The 14,762-nt window shown below is 70.6% G+C and carries 13 protein-coding genes; 10 read left to right on the top strand and 3 right to left on the bottom strand.

All coding sequences use genetic code 11. The features are described 5' to 3' along the window. Nucleotides 1-11: 11 nt before the first annotated feature. From dnaK to ABZT12_RS01490, 6 genes are all read left to right on the top strand, one after another. Complete coding sequence (dnaK, locus tag ABZT12_RS01515; protein WP_356375430.1) at nt 12-1,871, top strand: molecular chaperone DnaK; 1,860 nt, start codon at nt 12-14, stop codon at nt 1,869-1,871. Further along, a complete protein-coding gene (gene grpE / locus ABZT12_RS01510; protein ID WP_356375427.1) occupies nt 1,868-2,539 on the top strand; it encodes a nucleotide exchange factor GrpE in 672 nt (223 codons plus the stop codon). Before dnaK ends, grpE begins: the two co-directional genes overlap by 4 nt. 78 nt (nt 2,540-2,617) lie before the next feature. After that, on the top strand, nt 2,618-3,802 hold the full coding sequence (dnaJ, locus tag ABZT12_RS01505; protein ID WP_356375424.1) for a molecular chaperone DnaJ: 1,185 nt from the start codon (nt 2,618-2,620) through the stop codon (nt 3,800-3,802). 5 nt (nt 3,803-3,807) lie between these two features. Then, a complete protein-coding gene (locus ABZT12_RS01500; RefSeq protein WP_356375421.1) occupies nt 3,808-4,260 on the top strand; it encodes a helix-turn-helix domain-containing protein in 453 nt (150 codons plus the stop codon). Nucleotides 4,261-4,661: 401 nt separating this feature from the next. Then, a complete protein-coding gene (locus ABZT12_RS01495; RefSeq protein ID WP_356376688.1) occupies nt 4,662-5,768 on the top strand; it encodes a substrate-binding domain-containing protein in 1,107 nt (368 codons plus the stop codon). A 730-nt stretch (nt 5,769-6,498) separates the two neighbouring features. After that, complete coding sequence (locus ABZT12_RS01490) at nt 6,499-7,548, top strand: helix-turn-helix transcriptional regulator (RefSeq protein ID WP_356375418.1); 1,050 nt, start codon at nt 6,499-6,501, stop codon at nt 7,546-7,548. Nucleotides 7,549-7,573: 25 nt separating this feature from the next. Here the strand turns inward: ABZT12_RS01490 and ABZT12_RS01485 are convergent, their stop codons facing one another. Beyond that, nucleotides 7,574-8,551 carry a helix-turn-helix transcriptional regulator gene (locus ABZT12_RS01485; protein ID WP_356375416.1) on the bottom strand — a complete coding sequence of 326 codons (978 nt, stop codon included), beginning with the start codon at nt 8,549-8,551 and terminating at the stop codon, nt 7,574-7,576. A 137-nt stretch (nt 8,552-8,688) separates the two neighbouring features. On the opposite strand from ABZT12_RS01485, the gene ABZT12_RS01480 reads away from it, so the two are divergent. The 4 genes from ABZT12_RS01480 to ABZT12_RS01465 all read left to right on the top strand — a co-directional run bounded on the left by ABZT12_RS01480 (nt 8,689) and on the right by ABZT12_RS01465 (nt 12,935). Continuing rightward, the gene (locus ABZT12_RS01480) at nt 8,689-8,883 is read left to right on the top strand and encodes a hypothetical protein (protein ID WP_356375413.1); all 195 of its coding nucleotides are present in this window, start codon (nt 8,689-8,691) and stop codon (nt 8,881-8,883) included. Nucleotide 8,884: 1 nt separating this feature from the next. Next, the gene (locus tag ABZT12_RS01475; protein WP_356375410.1) at nt 8,885-9,220 is read left to right on the top strand and encodes a hypothetical protein; all 336 of its coding nucleotides are present in this window, start codon (nt 8,885-8,887) and stop codon (nt 9,218-9,220) included. A gap of 437 nt (nt 9,221-9,657) precedes the next feature. Next, nucleotides 9,658-12,258 (top strand): ATP-dependent chaperone ClpB, encoded by a 2,601-nt coding sequence (clpB, locus tag ABZT12_RS01470; RefSeq protein WP_356375407.1) that lies wholly within the window; start codon nt 9,658-9,660, stop codon nt 12,256-12,258. A gap of 149 nt (nt 12,259-12,407) precedes the next feature. Further along, nucleotides 12,408-12,935 carry a YbjN domain-containing protein gene (locus ABZT12_RS01465; protein WP_356375405.1) on the top strand — a complete coding sequence of 176 codons (528 nt, stop codon included), beginning with the start codon at nt 12,408-12,410 and terminating at the stop codon, nt 12,933-12,935. A gap of 50 nt (nt 12,936-12,985) precedes the next feature. Here ABZT12_RS01465 and ABZT12_RS01460 read toward each other — a convergent pair whose 3' ends face one another. Together ABZT12_RS01460 and ABZT12_RS01455 are read right to left on the bottom strand one after the other, a co-directional pair. Further along, on the bottom strand, nt 12,986-14,179 hold the full coding sequence (locus tag ABZT12_RS01460) for a hypothetical protein (RefSeq protein WP_356375402.1): 1,194 nt from the start codon (nt 14,177-14,179) through the stop codon (nt 12,986-12,988). Between the two features lie 111 nt (nt 14,180-14,290). Further along, on the bottom strand, nt 14,291-14,749 hold the full coding sequence (locus ABZT12_RS01455) for an ATP-binding protein (protein ID WP_356375399.1): 459 nt from the start codon (nt 14,747-14,749) through the stop codon (nt 14,291-14,293). Nucleotides 14,750-14,762: the final 13 nt, after the last annotated feature.

Here is a 14,762-nt window from a genome sequence, read left to right as displayed (position 1 = left end):
AGGAATCAACCATGGCACGTGCGGTCGGCATCGACCTGGGCACGACTAACTCCGTCGTCAGCGTTCTGGAGGGCGGCGAGCCCACCGTCATCACCAACGCCGAGGGCGCCAGGACCACGCCGTCCGTCGTCGCCTTCGCCAAGAACGGTGAGGTGCTCGTCGGCGAGGTCGCCAAGCGTCAGGCGGTCACCAACGTTGACCGGACCATCCGCTCCGTGAAGCGCCACATGGGCACGGACTGGAAGATCGAGCTCGACGGAAAGAGCTTCAACCCGCAGCAGATGAGCGCCTTCATCCTGCAGAAGCTGAAGCGGGACGCCGAGGCCTACCTGGGCGAGAAGGTCGCCGACGCGGTCATCACGGTCCCGGCGTACTTCAACGACTCCGAGCGCCAGGCGACGAAGGAGGCCGGCGAGATCGCGGGCCTGAACGTCCTTCGCATCGTCAACGAGCCCACGGCGGCGGCGCTGGCGTACGGCCTCGACAAGGACGACCAGACGATCCTCGTCTTCGACCTCGGTGGCGGCACCTTCGACGTCTCCCTGCTGGAGATCGGCGACGGCGTCGTCGAGGTGAAGGCCACCAACGGCGACAACCACCTCGGTGGTGACGACTGGGACCAGCGGGTCGTCGACTACCTGGTGAAGCAGTTCGCCTCCGGTCACGGCGTGGACCTGGGCAAGGACAAGATGGCCCTCCAGCGCCTCCGCGAGGCCGCCGAGAAGGCCAAGATCGAGCTGTCCTCGTCCACCGAGACCTCGATCAACCTGCCCTACATCACGGCGTCCGCCGAGGGCCCGCTGCACCTGGACGAGAAGCTCACCCGGGCTCAGTTCCAGCAGCTGACGGCCGACCTGCTGGAGCGCTGCAAGACGCCGTTCCACAACGTCATCAAGGACGCCGGCATCTCCATCAACGAGATCGACCACGTCGTCCTCGTCGGCGGTTCGACGCGTATGCCCGCCGTGGCCGAGCTCGTCAAGGAGCTCACCGGCGGCAAGGACGCCAACAAGGGCGTCAACCCGGACGAGGTCGTCGCCATCGGCGCGTCCCTCCAGGCCGGTGTCCTCAAGGGTGAGGTCAAGGACGTCCTGCTCCTCGACGTGACCCCGCTGTCCCTCGGTATCGAGACCAAGGGCGGCATCATGACCAAGCTGATCGAGCGGAACACGACGATCCCGACCAAGCGGTCCGAGATCTTCACCACCGCCGAGGACAACCAGCCCTCCGTGCAGATCCAGGTCTACCAGGGCGAGCGCGAGATCGCGGCGTACAACAAGAAGCTCGGGATGTTCGAGCTGACCGGTCTGCCGCCGGCCCCGCGCGGTGTCCCGCAGATCGAGGTCTCCTTCGACATCGACGCCAACGGCATCATGCACGTGACCGCGAAGGACCTGGGCACGGGCAAGGAGCAGAAGATGACCGTCACCGGCGGCTCCTCGCTGCCGAAGGACGAGGTCGACCGGATGCGCCAGGAGGCCGAGCAGTACGCGGACGAGGACCACCGTCGCCGCGAGGCCGCCGAGACCCGCAACCAGGGCGAGCAGCTCGTCTACCAAACGGAGAAGTTCCTCAAGGACAACGAGGACAAGGTTCCCGGCGAGGTCAAGACCGAGGTCGAGGCCGCCGTCGAGGAGCTGAAGACCGCGCTCAAGAACGAGTCCGCCGAAGGCGACAACACGGCCGAGATCCGCACCGCGACCGAGAAGGTCGCCGCGGTCTCCCAGAAGGTCGGCCAGGCCATGTACGCCGACGCCCAGGCCGCGCAGGCCGCGGGCGGCGACGCCCCGGGTGCCGAGGCGCCCAGGGCCGACGACGACGTGGTCGACGCCGAGATCGTGGACGACGAGCGCAAGGACGGTGCCGCGTGACGGAGGAGACTCCGGGCTTCGAGGAGAAGCCCGACGTCCCCTCCGGCGCCACCCCCGACGACGCCGAGCCGCAGGCCGCCTCCTCCCCGGGCACCCCGGGGGAGGAGGCGGCCCCGGCCGGGGACGCAGCACTGCAGATCGCCGGTCTGACGGCCCAGCTGGACCAGGTGCGCAAGGCGCTCGACGAGCGCACCGCGGACCTCCAGCGGCTCCAGGCCGAGTTCCAGAACTACCGCCGCCGTGTCGAGCGCGACCGGATCACGGTCAAGGAGATCGCGATCGCGAACATCCTGACCGAGCTTCTGCCCGTCCTCGACGACATCGGCCGCGCGCGCGAACACGGTGAGTTCGTCGGCGGCTTCAAGGTCGTCGGGGAGTCGCTGGAGAGCGTCGTGGCCAAGATGGGCCTCCAGCAGTTCGGCAAGGAGGGCGAGCCCTTCGACCCGACCATCCACGAGGCCCTGATGCACTCGTACGCGCCGGACGTCACCGAGACGACCTGCGTGGCGATCCTGCAGCCCGGCTACCGGTTCGGCGAGCGCACCATCCGCCCCGCGCGGGTGGCGGTGGCCGAGCCCCAGCCGGGGGCGCAGCCCGTCAAGGCGGACTCTTCGGATTCGGCGGAGACGGCGGACGACAAGGAGAGCGGTGGCCCGGACGAGGGCTGAGGTTGAACCGGTGAGGCCGCAAGGACCGCGAGGACCGGACGGCCGAGAAGGACCAGAGGGAAGGGAGGGACGTCGAGGATGAGCACCAAGGACTTCATCGAGAAGGACTACTACAAGGTCCTCGGCGTCCCCAAGGACGCCACCGAGGCCGAGATCAAGAAGGCGTACCGGAAGCTCGCCCGCGAGTTCCACCCGGACGCCAACAAGGGCAACACCAAGGCCGAGGAGCGCTTCAAGGAGATCTCCGAGGCCAACGACATCCTCGGGGACCCCAAGAAGCGCAAGGAGTACGACGAGGCGCGCGCCCTCTTCGGCAACGGCGGATACCGTCCGGGGCCGGGCGCGGGCGGCGGCAACTTCAACTTCGACCTGGGGGACCTCTTCGGAGGCGCCCCCCAGGGCGGCGGCGGGAACGCCGGCGGCTTCGGCGGGGGCATCGGTGACGTCTTCGGGGGCCTGTTCAACCGCGGCGGCGCGGGCGGCACCACGCGGGTGCAGCCGCGGCGCGGCCAGGACATCGAGTCCGAGGTCACACTGAGCTTCACGGAAGCCATCGAGGGCGCCACGGTCCCGTTGCGGATGTCCTCCCAGGCGCCCTGCAAGGCCTGTTCGGGCACCGGCGACGCCAACGGCACACCGCGCGTGTGCCCGACGTGTGTCGGCACCGGCCAGGTGGCGCGGGGCTCGGGCGGCGGCTTCTCGCTCACCGATCCCTGCCCGGACTGCAAGGGCCGCGGACTGATCGCGGAGAACCCCTGCGAGGTCTGCAAGGGTTCGGGGCGCGCCAAGTCCTCGCGCACGATGCAGGTCCGTATCCCGGCCGGCGTCTCGGACAACCAGCGCATCCGGCTGCGGGGCAAGGGCGCGCCGGGTGAACGCGGCGGTCCCGCGGGCGACTTGTACGTCGTCGTGCACGTCGACCCGCACCCGGTGTTCGGGCGCAAGGAGGACAACCTCACGGTGTCGGTGCCGGTGACGTTCGCCGAGGCGGCGCTGGGCGGCGAGGTCCGGGTGCCCACCCTGGGCGGGCCGCCGGTGACGCTGAAGCTGCCGCCGGGCACGCCCAACGGGCTGACGATGCGCGCCCGCGGCAAGGGCGCCTTCCGCAAGGACGGCACCCGCGGCGATCTGCTGGTCACCGTCGAGGTGAGTGTCCCGAAGGATCTGACGGGGAAGGCTCGTGACGCGCTGGAGGCGTATCGCGAGGCGACCGCGGGTGAGGATCCGCGGGCGGAGCTGTTCCAGGCCGCGAAGGGAGCTTGACAGGGATGGACGGCCGTCGACGAAATCCGTACGAACTGACGCACGAGACGCCGGTGTACGTCATCTCGGTGGCGGCCCAGCTCTCCGGTCTGCACCCGCAGACGCTGCGCCAGTACGACCGCCTCGGCCTGGTCTCGCCCGACCGCACGGCCGGCCGCGGCCGGCGCTACTCGGCCCGCGACATCGAACTGCTGCGTACCGTCCAGCAGTTGTCGCAGGACGAGGGCATCAACCTGGCCGGCATCAAGCGCATCATCGAGCTGGAGAACCAGGTCGCCGCGCTCCAGTCCCGGGTCGCGGAGCTGGAGTCGGCGGTGGACGGCGCGGCTGCGACGATGCGGCAGCGCGAGGCCGCGGTGCACGCCTCCTACCGCCGGGACCTGGTCCCGTACCAGGAGGTCCAGCAGACCAGCGCGCTGGTGGTGTGGCGGCCCAAGCGGCAGCAGTCGTCCGACTGAACAGCGCCCATCGCGCAGCACGGTTCAAGGGGCCCGGAGGCAACTCCGGGCCCCTTCGCGTGTTCGCGCCGCCCGGTCCGAAGCGCCCTGCTGGCCGGGTCTGTTCGCTCACCGGTCCGGACACCCCCGGGGGCGGCTCGCGGCCGGCCGCGAGCGACTCGTACCGAAAGGGGCTGGTTGTACTGGTCTTTGCCTCCCCGTGAACTCCCGTTGGGTGGAGGGTCCGTAAAGAGTGTTTGTGGGCGGTTCCGCAATGCCTTCACATACCAAACGGAACGTGATGTTGCTATCTCGTTAAGTGATTCCGCTTGACGCCGATGGGCGCCGCCGCGTTGGCTTTTCAGTCACCTGGGTCGCAACGCTGCGCCCGCGTTCGGAAGGCACCAGAAGTGAGCACCCCAATGCGCCGTATCGCCATATCCGTGGCCGCCTCCTCGCTGGCCCTCCCGCTGGCCGCCTGTGGCGTGATGAGCTCGTCCGGGAGCAGCACGGACGCGACCCCGGCGAAGGGCAACGACATCACGGTGGGCGTGCTGATGCCGGAGAAGACGAACACGCGGTACGCCGAGTTCGACTACCCGATCATCAAGTCGACGGTCTCCCAACTCACCTCCAAGAAGGGGTCGTCGGAGTACGCGAACGCCGGCGGCAAGGCGACGGTCCAGAACGCGCAGATGCAGAAGATGATCGACGACAAGGTCGACGTCATCCTGCTCGACGCCGTCGACTCGCACGCCATCCGGGCCATGGTGAAGAAGGCCAAGACCGCGGGCATTCCGGTCATCGCCTACGACCGTCTGGCCGAGGGGCCCATCGACGCGTACGTCTCCTTCGACAACGAGCTCGTCGGCGAGGTGCAGGGCCGCTCGCTGCTGGAGGCGCTGGGCGGCAACCTCGACTCCTCCGACAAGATCGTCATGGTCAACGGCTCGCCGACCGACCCGAACGCCGCCCAGTTCAAGAAGGGCGCGCTGTCCGAGCTGACCGGCAAGGTGACGATCGCCGAGACCTACGACACGGCCGAGTGGAGCCCGGACACGGCCCAGGCGCACATGACCGAGGCGATCGGCAAGCTCGGCAAGGACAACGTCGCCGCGGTGTACTCCGCCAACGACGCCATGGCCGGCGGGATCGTGAAGGCCCTGAAGGCGGCGGGCGTGACGAAGATGCCCCCCATCACCGGCCAGGACGCCGAACTCACGGCCGTGCAGCGGATCGTCTCCGGCGAGCAGTACATGAGCGTCTACAAGCCCTACCCGGACGAGGCCGAGGCGGCCGCGAAGGCGGCCGTGGCGCTGGTCCAGGGCCGGGACATCGAGTTCGACTCCCTCACCCGCGACTCGGTCGACAGCCCCACCAACAAGAAGATCCCCTCGCAGCTGGTCTCCGTGGTCGCCCTGACCAAGGACAACATCAAGGAGACCGTCGTCGCGGACGGGATCTACAAGGTGTCGGACATCTGCACCAGCGCGTACAAGGCGGACTGCTCGGCGATCGGCCTCAAGTAGCCCCACCGGCTCACGGACGGCCGCCGGGGCCCCCGCACCGCCCCGGCGGCCCTCAGTCGCCGCCTGGCGCCCTCCCGGGCGCTCCGGGCGCCACTCCGCCCCCCCTCCGACCGGCCGCCCCTCACGCCCCGGCGAGCGCCCTCGTGGAGCCCGCGCCGCGGTCGGGCTCCCGCCCCACGCCCCGGGACGCCGTACGGACGCGGCTCCGCCCTCCGGTGCACGAGCCGATGCGGTGCCGCCTTTCCGCGTACGAGGCCGGTGCGGCTCAGCTTTCCCCGTGCACGGTGCCGTTGCGGCTCCGCCCCTCCCGGCACGGGCCGGTGCGGCTCCGGCCGCCGACTTCCGTGCTGCGCGATGACGTTGAGGTTTGCGTTCGCCAACTAGCGCGCGTCTCGGCCCGGTTCACGTCTCCGCGGCGCCCTTCTCCTCTCATCCCCTCCTCTCTCCCCTCCTCCGGTTTCTCGCGCCTCCTCCCGTCCGTGCCGTCGTCGTCCCGCGGCGCGCACCCACCGGCGTTGCCCGCTGCGGTGGTTGAGGCCCGGGCGGAGGCATGCGGGCGGTACGGTCCACCCCCATCCGCTTGTTGCAACGCGGCGGTCGGAGGCCGGGAGATACCAGCTGATTTCGGGGGTTTTCACAGCTCGGGCCGGGGGGAGGTGTGTTGCGGACCGGGTCCGCTCCGCGCATAGTTGCGCTGCGGAAGAGCCGGAAAGCGGGGGTGGGATGGGCGATGACCGGGCACGGGACGGACGAGCATCCACACGGTGCTGACCGGCTGTGCGCCACCGGGGATCGCGTCTACTCCCGGGCCGTACGGCGGGGCCGCGTGTCGCGCGAGGACGCCGACACGGTGCCGTGCCTGCTGGAACTCGCCCTGCTGCACCCGGACCCCGACGACATGGCGTGGCTGGTGCCGACCTCCCCGCAGGAGGTCATGACCCGGCTGCTGCGCGGGGTGTACCAGGAGGTCAGCTCAAGCCATCTGCGGGTGGGCTCGGCGGTGGAGGCCTTCGAGTGGTACGCGGGCCTCGGCCGGCAGATCCAGGCGTCCGCCTCCGCCTCGCTGGAGGGCGCCGCGATCCGGGTCCTGGACGGACTCTCCCGCATCCAGGCCGCGATGGACGCGGCGACCGAGGCGTGCACCACCGAGGTGCTGACGGTCCAGCCGGGCGGCATCCGGCGCGAGCCCGAACTCTCCGAGGGGCTGCACCGGGCGGTGGCGCTGCGCAGCCGCGGGGTGCGGATGCGCGACCTCTACACGCATGTGGCGCGGCACGGCCAGGGGCTGCTCAACTACCTGGAGCTGATGGGCGACGCGGTGGAGGCCAGGACGCTGGACGAGGTCGTGGACCGGCTGATCCTCTTCGACCGCACGGTCGCCTTCATCCCCGCCAACGCCGACCGCACGATGGCGCTGGAGCTGCGCCACCCCGCGCTGGTCGAGTACTTCGGCACCGTCTTCGAGCGGCTGTGGCGCCTCGCCATCCCGGTCGCGGCCCCGCTGCCCGACACCGGCATCGAGGGCATCTCGCACCGGGAGCAGTCCATCGCCGCCCTGCTGGCGGAGGGCCACCAGGACGCGGTCATCGCGGAGCGCCTGGGGATAAGCGTCCGTACCTGCCGGGCGCACATCGCGCGGCTCTCGGAGACGCTGGGTGCGGCGAGCCGTACCCAGCTCGGGGTGCGCATCGCGCAGGCGGGCCTGGACGGGCCGGCCCGTCCGGCGGACGGGCCCGCCCGGCCCACCGCCGCCGACCAAAAGTCGCCGACCGTCCGCTGAGGGGGCCGGGTGGGGTCCCGCGGGCTCAGTGCTGCCGCTCCAGAATGCCCGACTGCGCTATCAGGTAGCCCAGTTGGGCGCGGCTGCCGCTGCCCAGGGCCGTCGCCAGCTTGGCTATGTGGGCCCGGCAGGTGCGTACGTTCATGCCGAGCCGGCGCGCGATGGCCTCGTCCACATGACCCTCGACCAGCAGCTTGGCGATGGAGTGCTGGATGTCGGTGATGCCGTCCGGGTCGGTGTCGTACGGGGTGCCCGCCCGCAGTGGTACGGCGCGGCCCCACATGAACTCGAAGACCTTGACCAGATAGCGGACCAGGCCGGGGTGGCGCAGCTCCAGGGCGACCTGCCGGTCGTCGCTGATGGGGATGAAGGCGACCGTCTCGTCGCAGATGATGAGCCGCTCGACGAGTTCGTCGATCGTCCGGTACTCGGCTTTACCGTCCGCGAACTGGTCCACGTAGGCCAGCCGTTCGGGGCTGTAGCGGGCCGTGTGCTGGTAGAGCGTCCGGATCCGGACGCCCCGCTCGATCAGCGGCCGGTCGCGCTCCAGGGCGGCGATGAGGCGGCGCTCGGGGTGCCGGTGGCTGGGCTGGACGGTGACCATCTCGTTCTGGCACTGGGCCGTGGCCAGGTCGAGCGCGGAGTTGATGCGGTCGAGCCCCTCCAGCACGGTGATGGAGTGGGTGGAGGCGGTGACCTGGGCGCTGAGGTCCATGAACGGCTCGAAGGCGTCGGCCAGTTCGATCGACAGCCGGCGCCGCTCCGTGATCTCGTGCTCAAGGGGGTTGAGCCGCTGGGCGAGGGCGACCGAGGGCGGCACGGGGCGCAGCCAGTTCGGGTCGTCCGGATCGGGATGGAGCAGGGCGAACTCCATCAGACACGGAGTGGCCTCCACGTCCGCACGGGCGATACGTCCCGTGCGGAGCGCATTCGCATAGAGACGCCCACCGTCCGCGCACAGCTCCGTCACGGCATGGGGATGCGTCGCTTTAGTCCGATTCATTGCCAAATCTCCACCCCCCAGGGTCCTGAACATGCAGGAACATGATGCATCGATTGTGTGGCCATGACGTGCCCGAATGAGCCATCGTCTTATTCGACGGGGGAAGAGGGGACCTTCAAGTGAGGACGAAGCCGACTATGCGTAAGAGAATGCTTCGCTCGGTGCTTGTCGCCGCCTTCTCCACCGTTGTGGCCTTCGGAACGCTGACTGGCCTCTCTGTCGAGAAGGGTGACATCCGAGCGGACAGTGCCTGGTCACTGCCGACCGCAACCGACGCGGTCGCCGGCGGCTCCGCCACTGCCGACGGCGCGGATGACAGTGCGTGGAGCTGATGTGACAACGCCTCCCGACGACCGCTCCTTCCGCCGCGAAATGGCCACCGCCTACCGTTCCGGCTGGCACTTCATCGACCTGGTCACCGCCATCCCCCACAGTGGTGACTCGTTGATGGTGACGGTCTTCGGAGAGCCGGTCGTCGTGACGCGGGACGACGACGAGGACGTACGGGCGTATCGGTGTCTGCGGCGGCCTCGGGGGGCGCCGCAGCCGGTCCGGTGCGCGATCCGATACGGCATGATCTTCGTCAATCTTGATCAGCGAGACCACAGGCTGGTGGAACCGGAAACCCCCCAAGTTCGGGCCATCTCAGCCACCCCCCGCAGTGCCTGACGCGATTCCCCCGTCGTAACAGATCGCTCAGGTGCTTCCCCCCGCAGCGGCGTCACCGTGACCTGAACACGGTGACGCCGCTGCAGTTTGCGCGGAATGTGCTGGTACGCGCCCGGCGGCAGTGGCTGGAACTGATCGCTCCGCCCCGCTTCCGCCGCTCTCCGCTCACTTTCCGCCGCTCCTTCGTCGCGTTCCGTCGGGCCCGGTCGCGGCCACCGCCCGGGACGCGCGGACCGCCGGCCACCGAGTCGCGGGCGCCGCGCCCCGCACTGGGCCCGCCCGCCACCCCGGCCGTATGCGCCGTCACCCCGTCCCTGGCACACTCGCGCCACTGCCTTGAGTGGAATAGACTCAACTTTGTGCAGGTTGGCAGAGTCAGTACGGGGAGACGTGACGAGCCGGCCACCAACGGCTGACGCCAGGAGGAGAAAGCGAACGTGGACGCCGAGCTGACCAACAGGAGCCGGGACGCGATCAACGCGGCCACCCAACGGGCCGTGTCCGGGGGGCACGCCGACCTGACCCCGGCCCACCTGCTTCTCTCGCTGCTCGCGGGGGAGGACAACGAGAACATCACCGACCTGCTGGCCGCCGTCGACGCCGACCGGGCCGCCGTACGGTCGGGTGCCGAGCGGGCGCTCGGCGCGCTGCCCAGCGTGACCGGAGCGACGGTCGCGCCCCCGCAGCCCAACCGCGAACTGCTCGCGGTGATCGCGGACGCGGCGGAGACGGCGAAGGAACTCGGGGACGAGTACCTGTCCACCGAGCATCTGCTCATCGGTATCGCGGGGAAGGGCGGCGCGGCCGGCGACGTACTCTCCCGTCAGGGGGCCAGTGCGAAGAAGCTGCGCGAGGCCTTCCAGAAGTCGAGGGGAGGGCGCCGGGTGACCACACCCGACCCCGAGGGTCAGTACAAGGCGCTGGAGAAGTTCGGCACCGACTTCACCGCCGCGGCGCGTGAGGGCAAGCTCGACCCGGTCATCGGCCGGGACCAGGAGATCCGCCGAGTCGTGCAGGTGCTCTCGCGCCGCACGAAGAACAACCCGGTGCTGATCGGCGAACCCGGCGTCGGCAAGACCGCCGTCGTCGAGGGGCTCGCCCAGCGGATCGTCAAGGGTGACGTGCCCGAGTCCCTCAAGGACAAGCGGCTCGTCTCGCTCGACCTCGGCGCGATGGTCGCCGGGGCCAAGTACCGGGGCGAGTTCGAGGAGCGGCTCAAGACCGTCCTGGGCGAGATCAAGGACTCCGACGGCCAGATCATCACCTTCATCGACGAACTGCACACCGTCGTCGGCGCGGGCGCCGGCGGCGACTCCGCGATGGACGCGGGCAACATGCTCAAGCCGATGCTCGCCCGCGGTGAGCTGCGCATGGTCGGCGCCACCACCCTCGACGAGTACCGCGAGCGGATCGAGAAGGACCCGGCGCTGGAGCGCCGCTTCCAGCAGGTGCTGGTCGCCGAGCCGTCCGTCGAGGACACCATCGCCATCCTCCGCGGCCTCAAGGGACGGTACGAGGCCCACCACAAGGTGGTGATCGCGGACAGCGCGCTGGTCGCGGCGGCCACGCTCTCCGACCGCTACATCACCTCCCGTTTCCTGCCCGACAAGGCGATCGACCTCGTCGACGAGGCGGCCTCCCGGCTGCGCATGGAGATCGACTCCTCCCCGGTCGAGATCGACGAACTCCAGCGCGTCGTCGACCGGTTGAAGATGGAGGAGCTGGCGCTGAGCAAGGAGACGGACGCCGCCTCCAAGGAGCGCCTGGACCGGCTGCGCCGCGATCTCGCCGACCGGGAGGAGGAGCTGCGGGGCCTCAACGCCCGTTGGGAGAAGGAGAAGCAGTCCCTCAACCGGGTCGGCGAGCTGAAGGAGAGGCTCGACGATCTGCGCGGCCAGGCCGAACGCGCCCAGCGTGACGGCGACTTCGACACCGCCTCCAAGCTGCTCTACGGCGAGATCCCTTCCCTTGAGCGGGACTTGGAGGAGGCGTCCGAGGCCGAGGAGGAGGCCGCCGCCCAGGACACCATGGTCAAGGAAGAGGTCGGCCCGGACGACATCGCGGACGTCGTCGGCTCCTGGACCGGCATCCCGGCCGGCCGGCTGCTGGAGGGCGAGACCCAGAAACTCCTGCGCATGGAGGACGAGTTGGGACGCCGCCTGATCGGCCAGCAGGAGGCGGTGCGCGCCGTCTCCGACGCCGTACGGCGCACCCGCGCGGGCATCGCCGACCCCGACCGCCCCACCGGTTCGTTCCTCTTCCTCGGCCCGACGGGCGTGGGCAAGACCGAACTGGCCAAGGCGCTCGCCGACTTCCTCTTCGACGACGAGCGGGCCATGGTCCGCATCGACATGTCGGAGTACGGCGAGAAGCACAGCGTCGCCCGGCTGCTCGGCGCCCCGCCCGGCTACGTCGGCTACGAGGAGGGCGGCCAGCTGACCGAGGCGGTGCGCAGGCGCCCGTACTCGGTGATCCTCCTCGACGAGGTGGAGAAGGCGCACCCGGAGGTCTTCGACATCCTGCTCCAGGTGCTGGACGACGGCCGGCTCACCGACGGACAGGGCCGCACCGTCGACTTCCGCAACACGATCCTGATCCTCACCTCCAACCTGGGCAGCAACTTCCTGGTCGACCCGCTCACCGGAGCGGAGGAGAAGAAGGCGCAGGTCCTCCAGGTGGTGCGGGCCTCGTTCAAGCCGGAGTTCCTCAACCGGCTGGACGACCTCGTCGTCTTCTCCGCCCTCGACCGCGAGGAGCTGGGCCGCATCGCCGCCCTCCAGATCGGCCGCCTGGCCAAGCGCCTGGCCGAACGCCGGCTCACCCTGGAGGTCTCGGACGAGGCCCTGACCTGGCTCGCCGACAAGGGCATCGACCCGGCCTACGGCGCGCGCCCCCTGCGCCGCCTGGTGCAGACCGCGATCGGTGACCGGCTCGCCCGGGAGATCCTCTCCGGCGAGGTCAAGGACGGCGACACGGTCCGGGTGAACGTCTTCGGCGACGGCCTGATCGTGGGACCGGATACCGGCAAGACGCTCTAGCGGCCGTGGTGCCTGGGCCCGTCGCCCCGGTGTGCGGCGGGCCCGTGGACCTGATCGGGTCAGCCCGTGGCGGACAGGGGCGGCAGCACTTGCCACGCCCCTCCCCGCATGGGGGAGGATGGCGGAATCCGTACGAAGGGAAAAACACGGTGAGCATCGACCCGTCCTCGATTCCGAACTTCGGGGGCCAGCCCGAGCCGAACCCCCAAGGACCGGCAGGCCCCGTCGTCCCGGATCAGGACCTCGTGAAGCAGCTCCTGGAACAGATGGAGCTGAAGTACGTCATCGACGACGAGGGTGACCTCGCGGCGCCGTGGGAGCAGTTCCGTACGTACTTCATGTTCCGTGGCGAGGGTGACCAGCTCGTCTTCTCGGTGCGGACGTTCTACGACCGTCCGCACCCGATCGACGCCAAGCCGCAGCTGCTGGAGTCCATCGACGACTGGAACCGGCGCACGCTGTGGCCGAAGGTCTACAGCCACACCCACGACGACGGCACCGTCCGTCTCATCGGTGAGGCGCAGATGCTGGTCGGCACCGGCGTGGACCTGAACCACTTCGTCTCCTCGACGGTCAGCTGGGTGCGCGCCGCCATCGAGTTCGACCGCTGGCTGGTCGAGCAGCTCGGCCTCACCGAGGAGGTCGACGAGGCGGAGAAGCCCGACGACGAGGAGTAGCCCCGACGGGGAGTCCCGGAGAGGAGTCCCCGCCAGGGAGCGACCCGGCCCTACAGCGGCGTGCGCGCGAGCACGACCAGATACGCGCCGTAGAGGGAGGAGAGCCCGGCCAGGGCGGTGACCACCACGGTCGCGTGCCACGGCCGGGCTCTCGCCGTCCGCACCAGCGCCCGCGCGGGCGGGATCAGCAGCGGGAACGCGGGCAGCAGGAACCGCGGCTTGGACTCGAAGAAGCCCGAGCCGCCCAGCGCGATCAGCAGCAGCACGCCGGTGTACACGAGCAGGGGCAGCGGGGCGCGGTCCACCAGGAGCAGGGCGTAGAGCACCACGGCGAGCGCCACGATCGCCAGCGTCACCGGGAAGACGAAGCGGTCGCCGTGCAGGAGCAGGTGCTCGACGAAGCGCAGGGAGCCGCGGCCCAGGTCGAAGGTGGAACCCCACAGCCGCTGCACGGTGAAGTAGCCGCCGAGCGGGTCGCCCTCGCGCCGGCCCACCCACAGGACGTACGCCCCCCACCCCAGCGGGGCGAGCGCGGCGCCCGTCCACAGCCTGTGCGTGACCCGGCCGCGCCCGCGCCAGATCTCCGTCGCGGCGACCGCGAGCACGGCCGCCGCCACCGCGAACCCGTTCGGCCGGGACGCCCCCGCCAGCGCGGCCAGCGCCCCCGCCCACAGCCAGCGGCGGGTGAGCACGGCATACAGCGACCAGGCGGCGAAGGCGGTCAGCACCGGCTCGGTGTACGCCATCGACAGCACGACCGAGTGCGGCCACAGGGCCCACAGCACCACGAGCGCGGTGCCGACCGCGCGGGCGTACAGCCGGGTGCCGACCGCGTGGATGCCGCAGGCGGCGACCGCGGCTGCGGTCCAGGAGACGAGCAGGCCGGCGCCGGCGCCGCTCAGCGGGGTCACGGTGGTGACCGCGCGGATGAGCATCGGGTAGAGCGGGAAGAACGCCAGGTCGTTGTGGATGATGCCGGGCCGGTAGTGGTAGGCGTGGCCGTAGCCGTGCGCGGCGATCCCCAGGTACCACCTGGAGTCCCAGGATCTGCCGAGCAGGGTGAGCGGGTGGCCGCCGTGCCCCCAGGCCGTCAGGGCGAGCACGGCCGCCCCGGCGAGCCGTACGGCGGCGAAGAGCCCGAGGGCGGTGACGGGCGCCGTCGCGAGGCGGCGCCGGGAGATCCCGCCGGTGTCGGGTTGTGTGACGGCGGGGGGTGGCGGTGCGAAGGCGCTGGCGTGGGTCACACCCGCACATTGCAGGGCGAAAGGGATATGTGCTAGTGCTGGGCGGCCGGGCGGGTAGCGTTGCACGGCGCCCGGCGTGTCGGCGTGACGCGGCCGGATTTCCCGCACCCGTCATGGCTGCGCAGCCACCTCGACCGGCACCTCCGCCCACACCGTCTTGCCCACGGGGTGCCGAGGCGCCGACCCCCACCGCGCGGCCTGGACGCTCACCAGGAGCAGCCCCCGGCCGGACTCGCCCTCGGGGTACGACGAGGGCGCGGCGGTGGGCGGCAGCTTCGTCACGGCGGCGTCCGCGACCTCGACACGGACCAGGCCCGCGGCGGCGTCCAGGGCGAGCCGCAGCCCGAACTCCCGCCCCGGAACGCCCCCGTGCCGTACGGCGTTGGCCGCGAGTTCGCCGACGACGAGGGCGACCGCGTACGAGGTTTCCGACCGGGGCGGGTGCCCCCACTCGGCCAGCCGCCGGACGGCGAACTGCCGGGCGAGCCGGGCGCCTCGCGGCGTCGAGACGAACTGTGCGCTGGACGAGGGGAGTTGGGATGCGGTCGGGGTGGGGGTTCCTGTCGCCACGGCTGGTCGGTCC

The sequence above is a fragment of the Streptomyces sp. NPDC005423 genome (assembly GCF_040606415.1).
GTDB lineage: Bacteria > Actinomycetota > Actinomycetes > Streptomycetales > Streptomycetaceae > Streptomyces.
This window is presented reverse-complemented; position numbering and strand designations above follow the sequence as displayed.